The sequence below is a fragment of the Massilia brevitalea genome, from assembly GCF_030711405.1.
GTDB classification, from domain to species: Bacteria; Pseudomonadota; Gammaproteobacteria; order Burkholderiales; family Burkholderiaceae_D; genus Telluria; species Telluria brevitalea.
The window spans coordinates 48,075-58,684 of the sequence record NZ_JAULSI010000037.1 but is presented as its reverse complement, the minus strand read 5'-3'; the positions used below and the strand labels follow the sequence as shown (position 1 = coordinate 58,684).

At 64.9% G+C, this 10,610-nt stretch carries 11 protein-coding genes; 8 read left to right on the top strand and 3 right to left on the bottom strand.

What is annotated here, in order from left to right:
* Positions 1-305: 305 nt before the first annotated feature.
* On the bottom strand, positions 306-1,517 hold the full coding sequence (locus QWL29_RS20655) for a molybdopterin molybdotransferase MoeA (RefSeq protein WP_305824757.1): 1,212 nt from the start codon (positions 1,515-1,517) through the stop codon (positions 306-308).
* Between the two features lie 312 nt (positions 1,518-1,829).
* On the opposite strand from QWL29_RS20655, the gene QWL29_RS20650 reads away from it, so the two are divergent.
* From QWL29_RS20650 to QWL29_RS20615, 8 genes are all read left to right on the top strand, one after another.
* Positions 1,830-2,507, top strand: a complete 678-nt coding sequence (locus QWL29_RS20650; RefSeq protein ID WP_305824756.1) for a Crp/Fnr family transcriptional regulator — start codon at positions 1,830-1,832, stop codon at positions 2,505-2,507.
* A 36-nt stretch (positions 2,508-2,543) separates the two neighbouring features.
* Complete coding sequence (locus QWL29_RS20645) at positions 2,544-3,740, top strand: NnrS family protein (protein ID WP_305824755.1); 1,197 nt, start codon at positions 2,544-2,546, stop codon at positions 3,738-3,740.
* Positions 3,741-4,108: 368 nt separating this feature from the next.
* The gene (locus QWL29_RS20640; protein ID WP_305824754.1) at positions 4,109-6,382 is read left to right on the top strand and encodes a nitric-oxide reductase large subunit; all 2,274 of its coding nucleotides are present in this window, start codon (positions 4,109-4,111) and stop codon (positions 6,380-6,382) included.
* Positions 6,383-6,436: 54 nt separating this feature from the next.
* The gene (locus QWL29_RS20635) at positions 6,437-6,700 is read left to right on the top strand and encodes a DUF2249 domain-containing protein (RefSeq protein WP_305824753.1); all 264 of its coding nucleotides are present in this window, start codon (positions 6,437-6,439) and stop codon (positions 6,698-6,700) included.
* Positions 6,701-6,709: 9 nt separating this feature from the next.
* Complete coding sequence (locus QWL29_RS20630) at positions 6,710-7,177, top strand: Rrf2 family transcriptional regulator (RefSeq protein ID WP_305824752.1); 468 nt, start codon at positions 6,710-6,712, stop codon at positions 7,175-7,177.
* Positions 7,174-7,422 (top strand): DUF2249 domain-containing protein, encoded by a 249-nt coding sequence (locus QWL29_RS20625; RefSeq protein ID WP_305824751.1) that lies wholly within the window; start codon positions 7,174-7,176, stop codon positions 7,420-7,422. Before QWL29_RS20630 ends, QWL29_RS20625 begins: the two co-directional genes overlap by 4 nt.
* Complete coding sequence (locus QWL29_RS20620; protein WP_305824750.1) at positions 7,407-8,672, top strand: permease; 1,266 nt, start codon at positions 7,407-7,409, stop codon at positions 8,670-8,672. Before QWL29_RS20625 ends, QWL29_RS20620 begins: the two co-directional genes overlap by 16 nt.
* A gap of 19 nt (positions 8,673-8,691) precedes the next feature.
* Entirely contained in the window at positions 8,692-9,204 is a 513-nt protein-coding gene (locus tag QWL29_RS20615; protein ID WP_305824749.1) for a chemotaxis protein CheW, read from the top strand.
* A 13-nt stretch (positions 9,205-9,217) separates the two neighbouring features.
* On the opposite strand, the gene QWL29_RS20610 is transcribed toward QWL29_RS20615, so the two are convergent.
* Entirely contained in the window at positions 9,218-9,667 is a 450-nt protein-coding gene (locus tag QWL29_RS20610) for a TonB-dependent receptor domain-containing protein (protein WP_305824748.1), read from the bottom strand.
* On the bottom strand, positions 9,600-10,400 hold the full coding sequence (locus QWL29_RS20605; RefSeq protein ID WP_305824747.1) for a TonB-dependent receptor plug domain-containing protein: 801 nt from the start codon (positions 10,398-10,400) through the stop codon (positions 9,600-9,602). The genes QWL29_RS20610 and QWL29_RS20605 overlap by 68 nt, the downstream gene beginning before the upstream one ends.
* Positions 10,401-10,610 lie beyond the last annotated feature (210 nt).

The window sequence follows — 10,610 nt, the reverse complement described above, 5'->3', positions numbered from 1 at the left end:
GTAGGGATAGATCCCGAAGGTGAATTGGTGCAGGTAGTTCATGATAGGGAAAGATTCAGTCGGTTCAGAAAAAAATCATGGTTTCTCCAACGGCGCCCGCCATATAAAAGCGGGCAAATTGCGTGGGGTGCATCCGGGTCAAGTGGAGAACCCAGTCATGCTCGTGAACACTCGTAAGAAGTCAGTGTTGTGCGGGATTAGTGACTAGTCTCCCTAGTCATTTCGAGCTAGGGAGCATCCGGCGCGCCCTTGCGCGAGCAGAAAGGGACGAGCAAGCCGCGCGCACTTCGGGCGCGGGTCCAGGGTCAGGAGAGGAGTTCGGCGAAGGGCAGGTAGGCAAGGCAATCGCCGGGCGCGATGGACTGGCCTGGCCGGCGCAATGCCAGCCCGCTGCCCCGTACCGCCGACGTCATGACGGCCGATCCCTGGCTGGCGGACAGCGCAAGATTACCGGCCTCGTTGACCCGCACCCGGAGGAATTCGAGTCGGTCGTCAGGCCGCTCGAAGCTGAAATCGGCCCGCATCAACAATGGTCGGGGAAGCACGTCGCGCACGCCCTGGAGACGCAGCAGGAAGGGCCTCACGAACAGCAGAAAGGCGACGAAGCAGGCCACGGGGTTGCCCGGCAGGCCGATGAAGTGCGTGGTGCCGCCGTCGGGCCGGCGCAGCGCACCGAACGCGAGGGGCTTGCCCGGCTTCATGGCGATCTTCCACATGTCGAGGCTGCCTTCGGCGGCGACCGCCGGCTTCACGTGGTCGGCATCGCCTACCGAGGCCCCGCCGCAGGTCAGGACCAGGTCGTGGCCGGCGGCCGCGTCGCGCAGCACGGTCCGGGTGGCATCGAGACGATCCGGGACGATACCGAAGTCGCTCGTCTCACAGCCAAGCGCGCACAGCATCGATCCCAGGGCGTAGCGGTTGGCGTTGTAGATCTGGCCGGGCCCCAGCGCAGCACCCGGCATGACCAGCTCGTCGCCGGTAAAAAGCATGGCAACGCGCAGCCGGCGCGCTACCTGCAGGCTGGCCAGTCCGTTCGACGCCGCGTACGCCAGTTCCGGCGCGCGCAGGCGGGTGCCAGCCTCCAGCAGCGGGGTACCGGTGCGGATGTCCTCGCCGATGCGGCGAATGTGCTCGCCCGGGGCCGGAGGCTGGACGATGGTGACCGTTCGGCCGTCGTCGGCGCCATGGCAGCGTTCCTGCATGACGACGGCATCGGCGCCAGCGGGGATGCCTGCGCCGGTGAAGATGCGGGCCGCGCTGCCGGGCGCCAGCGGCTCGGGAGACTGTCCGGCTGCGATGCGCTGGCTGACCGGCAGCACGGCGCCGGCGCGGCATTCCGCAGTGCGCACGGCATAGCCGTCCATGGCCGCGTTGTCGGCGCGCGGGACGTCGATTGTTGCGTATTGGGTCATCGCGAGCACACGGCCGGTGGCGGCCAGCGTGTTCACGGTGTCGGTCTGCGTCACCGGATGGGCCCGGGCCAGGATGAGGTCGAGTGCTTCCTGCACGCTCAGCATATGGGTACTCGTATGGCGGTTGATCAAGAAACGAATCGCCATCCCGCTTGGGACGGCTGCTGCATTGTGGGCAGGAAAGCAGAAGCGGACAATACGCCGGAATGACGATGACCGTGACATCAAGCGGTCCATGGATGGCGGGCCTGCAAGCGACACCACGTTTGCCCGCGCTGCCGGCGCTACGTTCGCGTCCGCACGACGGACTAGCACCTGTACGCACTAAGAACTACAGCTTCCGAGCTGACAGAAGTTTATGATCTGAACCGTTCTTATTGAGGCACAACGACGCGCCCATCCAAGCCTGCAAGCACCATGCCACGACACCGTATCGAACCCCGCCAATTCCTGAAACGCCTGCCCTTGTTTGCCGACCTGTCGGCCGAGCAGCTCGATACCGTGGCGGCAGCGACCAGCGAACTGCGCGCAGCGCGGGGCCAAGTCATTTTCAAGCGCGGTGATCCGTGCAACGGTTTCCATACGGTCATCTACGGCAACGTCAAGCTGTACTTCGTTTCCTCCCAGGGAGACGAGAAGGTCGTCGAACTGATCGGCCCCAACCAGAGTTTCGGTGAGGCGTTGATGTTCATGGACCGACCATACATCGTGCAGGCGGAGGCCCTGGCCGACTGCATGCTGCTGCACGTCCAGAAACAGGTGATTTATGACGAGATCGAGCGTAGTCCCGCTTTTTCGCGACGCATGCTGTCCGGTATGAGCCGCCGGCTGCATGGCCTGATCTCGGACGTCGAGTCGTACTCGCTGCGTTCGGGCAGCCAGCGCATCGTCGGCTATCTGCTCAAGGACGACCCGGTACAAGGCGAGGAGATGACCCTCTCGGTCAGCAAGAAGATGATCGCCTCGCGCCTGAACCTCTCGCCGGAATATTTCTCGCGGGTCCTGCACGACATGGCCGGCCACGGCCTGCTGTCCATCAACGGGCGCAGCGTCACGATCCTCGACACCGAACGGCTGCGCGCCTACGAAGGCTGAGCGGCTGCCGCATCCATCCAACACGGGACTACCATCATGTCACTGCTGCGCATCGAAGACCCGGCCGCCCCTCATGCGAAGGGCGCTTTGCACGACCATCCTTTCCTGGCCCTGGGCTTTCGCCCGTTCTACCTGTTGGGCGCCGCCTTCGCGGGCGTGGCCGTCCCGGCGTGGACGGCATCGGCCCTTGGCTGGATCGCGTCCCCGCGCCTGGATCTCCTGTGGCACATGCACGAAATGCTGTTCGGCTTTGTGATCGCCATCGTCATCGGCTTCCTGTACACGGCGGGACGCAACTGGACCGGCCTGTGGACGCCGCGCGGCCGTCATCTCGCCGCGCTGGCCGGACTGTGGCTGGCCGGCCGCGCTGCCATGGTCGCGCTGCCCCCGCCGCTGGCGGCGGCGGTCGACCTGGCATTCCTGCCACTGGCGACGCTGCCCTTGTACCGTGTGATCCGGCGCGCGGGCAACACGCGCAACCTGATCATGGTGGTCTTGCTGGCGATCCTGGCCTTGGCCAACGCCGCCTTCCATGCCAGCGTGGGAGGCCTGATCGCGGTATCGCCGATGCAGCCCTTGTACGCGGCAATCGTGGCCATCATCGTGATCGAATCGGTGCTGGGCGGGCGGGTGATTCCGAATTTTACCGCGAATGCCGTACGCGGAGTGCGCACCATTTCCCATCCCCGTCTCGAGAAAGTCAGCCTGGCGCTGACCGCGGCGACCGGCCTGGCCTGGGCCGTGCTGCCGCTGTCGGTGCCGCTGGGACTGCTGGCACTGGCCGCGGCGGCGGCCCAGGCCCTGCGCATGGCCGGGTGGAAGCCGCTGTGCACGCTGCGTCAACCGCTGCTGTGGATCCTCCACCTGTCGTTCGCGTGGATTCCCGTCGGCTTCGGCGTACTGGCGCTGGCCTGCTTCGGCGTGGCGCCGCACAGCGCCGCGGTACATCTGCTGGCGGTGGGTGCGATGGGGGGGCTGATCATTGGCATGATCACCCGTACCACACTCGGCCATACCGGTCGCATGCTCAAGGCAGGAAAGGCAGAGACCGGCATGTACCTGCTGCTACAGGCCGGGGTGCTGGCGCGCCTGGCGGCGGCGCTGGGCGATGCAGGGCTGCGCGAATGGGGCCTGGTGCTGGCCACGGTGTGCTGGAGCCTGGCTTTCGCGCTGTTCTGTGTGGTGTATGGCCCCTATCTGGTGCGCCCGCGCGTCGATGGACGCGACGGCTGAGTTCAGGATGATGCGCGGGCCGGGGCGGCGCTGCAGGGTGTCGCTGCCGGGCGGCCGACCGACGCGCGTCCAAGGCCTGTGGACCAGGAAGCGTCCCTTATCTCTTGCTAGAACAGATCCGGCGCGGGCGTCGTGGCGGACCGGGACGCGCGCTGCGCGCCGCCCGACCGTGCAGGTCGATCTTGATGCCGTACTCGCCGCTGCGCCGGTCTCGAGCCGCCGTCAATCCATGGCAATGGCACCTATCCCGAATTCTTGACCTAAGCTATCAAAAAGATGCATATCGTTTGCATCATTTAATGCCGAGACCTACGATGCCGGATGGAAAAGCGCAAAAGCGCTCCATTCAAATTCACAAGGACAATGTCATGCAAGCCACGCGCAAACGCTGGACATGGCTGGCCGTCATCTGTGTGATCTCGTTTTCCGTACTCGGCTGGGTCGGCAGGGAGATCTACCTCGAGGCCCCGCCGATACCGCTTACCGTCACTGATTCGAAAGGCCAGGTGCTCTACGAAGGACCGCAGATCCAGCACGGCCAGCAGGCCTGGCTGGCCGCCGGCGGACAACAACTGGGCAGCGTCTGGGGTCACGGCAGCTACCTGGCGCCGGACTGGTCGGCCGACTGGCTGCACCGCGAGGCGCTGGCGCTGCAGGAAGCGCTGGCGGCACGCGATTTCGGGCGTCCATACGCCAAGCTCGACGCCGCCAGGAAAGGCCATGTCGACGCCGCCGTGCGTGAGGAGTTGCGCAGGAATACCTATGATCCGCAGACCGGCGCCCTGGTGCTGTCGGACCTGCGTGCCGAAGCGGTGCGTCAGGTGGCAGGCCATTACGCCGGCCTGTTCGGCAGCGACAGCCGCTTCGACGCGCTGCGCGAGCAGTATGCGATGAAGACCGGCTCGCTTCCGCTGGAAGCCGACCGTGCGGCGTTGACCGGCTTTTTCTTCTGGTCATCCTGGTCGGCCGCGGCTGACCGTCCGGGCCAGCCGGGCCTGAGCTATACCAGCAACTGGCCGCACGAGCCGCTGGCGGGCAATACGCCGACGGCCGGCGCCGGTATCTGGTCGATTGCCAGCGTGATCCTGATGATCGGTGCGATTGCCGGCATGGTGTTTGTGCATGGCAGGCACAAGGAAGAGGAAGATCCGTCGGCACCCGGGAGCGACCCCTTGGCCTCGCTGCGCATCACGCCATCGATGCGCGCCACCCGCAAGTACTTCTTCGTGGTGGTGGGACTGATCCTTGCCCAGGTGGGCATGGGCGTCATCACCGCGCATTATGCGGTCGAGGGCAGCAGTTTCTTCGGCCTGCCGATCGGCGACATCCTGCCGTTCACGGTCAGCCGCACCATCCATACCCAGTTCGCCGTGCTGTGGATCGCCACCGCTTGGCTGGCGACCGGCCTGTACATCGCGCCGGCCATCTCCGGACACGAACCGAAGTACCAGAAACTGGGCGTCAACGTGCTGTTCTATGCGCTGCTGTTCATCGTGGTCGGCTCGACCGCCACCGGCTGGCTCGGCACCCTGCGCGCCGCCGGCACCGATTTCTCATTCTGGATCGGCAACCAGGGCCTGGAGTTCACCAGCATGGGCCGGGTATGGCAGGTGCTGCTGTTCGTCGGCCTGCTGTTCTGGGCTTTCCTGCTCGGCCGCGGCCTGTGGCCGGCGCTGCGCAAGCCTTCCGAGAGCCGCGGCCTGATCGCCATGGTGTTCCTCACAGCGGTCTGCATCGGCGGTTTCTATGCCACTTCGCTGACCTGGGACCGCGGCACGCATTACTCAATGGTCGAGTACTGGCGCTGGTGGCTGGTCCACCTGTGGGTCGAAGGCTTCTTCGAGGTGTTCGCCACCGCCGTGATCGCGCTGCTGTTCACCCGCCTTGGCTTGATCCGTGCCGCTTCCGCCAACAGCGCGATCGTGCTCGAGACCATCGTGTTCCTGTTCGGCGGCATCCTCGGCACGCTGCACCACCTGTATTTCACCGGCACCCCGACCTCGGTGATCGCGATCGGCTCGATGTTCTCGGCGCTCGAAGTGGTGCCGCTGTCGCTGATTGGCATCGAAGCCTACCGCAATTACCAGCGCACCAAGGCGGCGCCCTGGGTGCGCAACTACAAATGGGCGATCCTGTGCTTCATCGCCGTCGGCTTCTGGAACACCGTCGGCGCCGGACTGCTCGGCTTCTCGATCAACACCCCAATCGCGCTGTACTACATGCAGGGACTGAACATGACCGCCGCCCATGGCCATGCCGCACTGTTCGGCGTGTACGGCATGCTCGGCATCGGCCTGATGCTGTTCTGCCTGCGTGGACTGAGCGCCGGCCTCGGCTGGTCCGATTCACTGTTGCGTCCTACATTCTGGCTGCTCAACATCGGCCTGTCGATGATGGTCTTCATGTCCCTGGTGCCGGCCGGCGTCTATCAGGCACATGCCAGCATCACGAAGGGCATGTGGTACGCCCGCTCGGCCGAAGTCGTCCATTCGGGCTTCATGGAGACCATGGTATGGCTGCGGGTCCCGGGCGACATCGTGTTCGCCATCGGGATCCTGACCCTCAGCCTGTTTGCACTGCGCCTGATGCGCGGCAAGCATGAACCACGGGCCGGCACCGGCACGGTGGCGGCGCGGGCCTGAAGCACGCATCCCGGCCGCCACGGCGGCCGATCACATCCACGAAAGGAGTACGACATGCATCACGATTGTTCCACCCCCGCTGTTCCGGGCCGAACCTATTTGTTCGACGCCCGGGGCGTCGACCGCCGCTTCCGCCATGCGGCCATCTTTGGGGCGCTGCACACCCTGTTGCCGGGCGAATCGATGAGGTTCTGCAACGGCCACGACCCGGTCCCGCTGCTCAACGAAATCGAAGACATCTTTGGCGAGCGCGTCAATGTCGTCTACCATCGCCGCACCATCGGCGATGTCGTCATCGACTTCAAACTCCGATCCTGAGGTGACGCGATGCGGCTGACCGAATTCACCGACCATGCCTTGCGCCTTTTGATGTATCTGGGCGCCTGCTACGGCCGGATGGCGACGATCGAGGAGGTGGCCAGGCAGTACGGCATGTCGCGCAATCACCTGGCGAAGGTCGTCAACGAACTGGCGGCCGACGGCGTGATCATGACTGTCCGCGGCCGTAGCGGGGGCATCTGGCTGGCCCAGGATCCCCGCGAGATCCGCCTGGGCGAGGTCGTCCGGCGCACGGAACCCAATTTCCACATGGCGCAGTGCTTCGCCGGCGCGGCTGCCGGTTGCCCGTTCGGCGCCGCTTGCCGCCTTCGCCGTTCGCTCGCCCAGGCAACCGAGGCTTATCTCGCCGAGCTGAACCGGCTTTGCCTGGCCGATCTGCTGTCCCCGGACGGGGCACCCGCGCCGGACCGGCTCCCATCCATTCCTTCCTCCTGTACCAAGGAATTCAACGCATGAGCGCGTCCACTCCCGCCACAGCCTTTCTCGATGTTTCCGGCCTGCCTCCGCCCGAACCCATGGAGCAGATCCTGGAAGCACTGGCGACACTCGCACCTGACATGGTGCTGCAAGTCCTGATCGACCGCGAGCCCTTCCCCCTGTACCGGGTGCTCGAGCGCCACGCTTATCGCCACCAGCTGGCTCCCCGCGACGACGGCAGGTTCGATCTGTCGATCCAAAGAAGACCATGCAGCGAACACTGAACTATGGCGCCATGCCTTCGATCTGGGTGCCCTTGCCCTTTCTGCTCACCGCTCCCTGCTTTGTCTTTGCCGCGGCGCTCTTGCTGATGTGGCAGGGCGAAGCGGCACTGGTCTCGCGCTGGACGCCGGTCACGCTCGCCATGACCCACCTGTTGACCCTCGGTTTCCTGACGATGACGATCGTCGGCGCCTTATTCCAGATTCTTCCGGTCGTCGCCGGCACCGCGATTGCGCTGGCCCGTCCGGTGGCGGTGCTGTCGTGGTGCGGTCTGGCAGGAGGCACCGCCGTGCTGGCCAGCGCCCTCGGGCTTGGCTTGAGTCCCGGATTCTATGTGACGGCCGCCAGCATGCTCGGCCTGGCCGGACTGGTCGTACTGATGGCGGTAGGGGCTGCGATTTCGCACCGCTACGCACCGGCGGCACAGCCACTCGTTGCAGGCGTGCGCCTGGCGATGTCGGGACTGGCCGTGACGATGGGCCTGGGCGGTGCGCTGGCCATGGTCCTGGCCGGCCACGGTACGCTGGACGTATTGCTGTTCACCGACGTACACGCTTTCTGGGGCCTGGTCGGATGGATCGTCGCCCTGACCGCCGCGGTGTCCTTCCAGGTGATTCCCATGTTCCAGGGCACGCCGGCCTACCCGCGTGCGCTGGAACAGGGCATGCCGGCGCTGCTGTTCGTGCTGATGCTCGCCTGGAGCGCCGCAGCGCTGCTGAAAGTGCCCGGCTTGCAACTGGCGGCCGAGATTGGCGTGGGCGCGCTGCTGGCGACGTACGTCGCGACCACCCTCCTGTTCTTCCACCGGCGCAAGCGGAAGGCCGACATCGGCACCTGTTACTGGAGCCTGGCCATGGCTTGCCTGGCCTTGGCGATCCTCGTGCATTTCCTGCCGTTCGAGCGCGACCAGCGCGCGCTGCTGACCGGTGTACTGGTCATTGCCGGCTTCGGGATGTCGGCCGTTAACGGCATGCTCTACAAGATCGTACCGTTCCTGGTCTGGTACCACTTGCAGTGCGACGCACGCCTTGGGCGCGAGCGCGTGCCGGGCGTGAAGTCGATCGTGGAAGAGGCGCGGGCCTTGCGTCAGTTGCGCTGGCACGTGGTTGCGCTCGGCCTGCTGCTGGCGTCCTCATTGGCGCCCTCCGTTCTCGCCAGGCCGGCAGGGCTGTTCATGATGCTGGCCATGTTTCTGCTGATTCGTGACCTGGGCGGTGCATTGCGGCTCTTTCTGCGCTTGCGCCAATCCTGAACCGTGCAAACCGATCCTGTTGCGCTTTCTTTCCTCTTCATTCATGCGCTCATTCGACAATGCCAACCCGAAGCTAGTGTATTCCGAGATGTTCGCGCCGATCCGGTTTCTACGGGTCCAGGCGCTGGGCGCAGAGCTGGCCTTTGATGCGGCCGGTCTCTGTGACGTGCTGGAGTTGGCGGACAACCATGCTCCAGTGCGTTTTGGCAGGGGTCTTGTGATGTTCTACGAAGGCCGCATCATTCCCCTTGTCGACTACCGTTCTCCCTCGATCAGGGGAACAGCACTGACGGGAGTCCAGCTGGTGATTGCAAACGTCCAGCGCTGCCGGTTTGCTCTGGCCGTTGACTGCATGAAGGAGCAGGTCAGCGTCGACTACGCCGAGATTGACATACCGGAGGGTGCGCTGGCCGACCGTTGCCCACCTTATCTCGCGGGATGCATTTGGCGCGACGGGGGCAAGGTCTATCTGGTCGATCTTGAACGCCTTCTGGGGCCGGCGATCAGAACCTACGTGAACGGATGCGAATGATGCATCCCGATCCTCAGAAGTCCGCATTCATGGCCAGCCAGAGACGCCGGCCCTCCTGGCTGTTGGCGAAACGGTTGCCGTAGGTGGGCGCAGCGCTGGCCGAGCTGCGGTAGGGCTGGTAGTCGACAAAATCGCGACCGAGAAGATTGTAGATGGCGGCATTGAGCGAAAGCTTCCTGCTGATCTGGTAGCTTCCGCCCAGATGCAGGAGCGCATAGCCGCGGTAGTCGCCGAGCGCGGCCTTCGCGGCGCGGGTCTCGGCCGAGGTGCCCGGATCGCGGAAGCGCTCGCTGCGCAGCTCCGCGCGCAGCCATGCCTTGCCTGCGGCCGAGACATCCCAGCCCAGGCGCGCATTGGCCGCGTGGCGCGGCGTATCGGTCAGGGGCATGCCGGCGTTACGGCCGCTTTTCTGCTCGCTGTCGGTATACGTGTAGTTCAGGCTCGCCGACAGCGACCTGCTCAAGCGTGTATTCCTGTTCCGGGCCGTAGCCGCCGCGTATGCCGAGCGTCCCCAATTGGCCACGCGAGTTGTCATAGCGCTGGCGGAAACTGTCCGCATCGAGCATCACCGTATGCTGCCTGTCTGGCGTAAATGCCAGCCGCAAGCCCAGGTTGTCGACTTCGGACCTGCCCGGGTTGGCGCCCATCGCGGGAGTAGCCCGGGTCCCATCCTGTTTCAGGTAATGGATGTCTGCCGCGGCCCGGCGCAGCGTGCTGCCGCGCATGGAAAGTCCGAGCATGTCTTCGCGCAGCGGACCGCTCAGGTACAACCGGGCCGAATGCTGGTCGCCGAAACGTTCGTCTTCCTGGGCCGTGTAATCGCCCGATAGCGAGGCCATCCAGCGCTTGCCGACCTTGCGCGTGATGATATTCACCACTCCTCCCATGGCGTCCGACCCAAACAGCGTGGACATGGGGCCGCGGATGACCTCGATGCGTTCGATCGCGCCCAGTGGAGGCATGAAGCTGTTCTGGGTGCCGGTAGAACCGTTGGGAGTGACGTTTCCCGCAGCGTTCTGGCGGCGACCGTCGATCATGATCAGTGTGTAGTCGCTCGGGATGCCGCGGATGACGATTTGCATGCCGCCCGTCTTGTCCGCGGCGGCGCCGACATCGATCCCTTCAAGCCTCTCAAGTGCCTGTGTCAGGTTGGCGAAGCGTTCCTGGCTCAGCTTCTCGCGCGTCAGGACCGTCACTGATGCTGGTGCTTCGCGCGACGCCTGCTCGAAACCGGCGGCAGTGACGACGACCGTTCAATGAGAGGGGGTGCGACCGTAGCGGCGCCAGAGCTGAGGCTGAAAAGTGTACTGAGCGCGATGGTAATGCCGGTGCGGGGAAGGGGAATACGGGGCATGAATGGTCCATCACATGGATATCGATGGCGTGATTCTAGGGAAAACGTTAAT

Bases quoted from the DNA above. Each gene is read 5' to 3' on its own strand.
- QWL29_RS20620 (WP_305824750.1), top strand. From the start codon at position 7,407: ATGCAGCGAACACTGAACTATGGCGCCATGCCTTCGATCTGGGTGCCC.
- QWL29_RS20625 (WP_305824751.1), top strand. From the start codon at position 7,174: ATGAGCGCGTCCACTCCCGCCACAGCCTTTCTCGATGTTTCCGGCCTG.
- QWL29_RS20630 (WP_305824752.1), top strand. From the start codon at position 6,710: ATGCGGCTGACCGAATTCACCGACCATGCCTTGCGCCTTTTGATGTAT.
- QWL29_RS20655 (WP_305824757.1), bottom strand. From the start codon at position 1,517: ATGCTGAGCGTGCAGGAAGCACTCGACCTCATCCTGGCCCGGGCCCAT.
- QWL29_RS20635 (WP_305824753.1), top strand. From the start codon at position 6,437: ATGCATCACGATTGTTCCACCCCCGCTGTTCCGGGCCGAACCTATTTG.
- QWL29_RS20640 (WP_305824754.1), top strand. From the start codon at position 4,109: ATGCAAGCCACGCGCAAACGCTGGACATGGCTGGCCGTCATCTGTGTG.
- QWL29_RS20650 (WP_305824756.1), top strand. From the start codon at position 1,830: ATGCCACGACACCGTATCGAACCCCGCCAATTCCTGAAACGCCTGCCC.
- QWL29_RS20645 (WP_305824755.1), top strand. From the start codon at position 2,544: ATGTCACTGCTGCGCATCGAAGACCCGGCCGCCCCTCATGCGAAGGGC.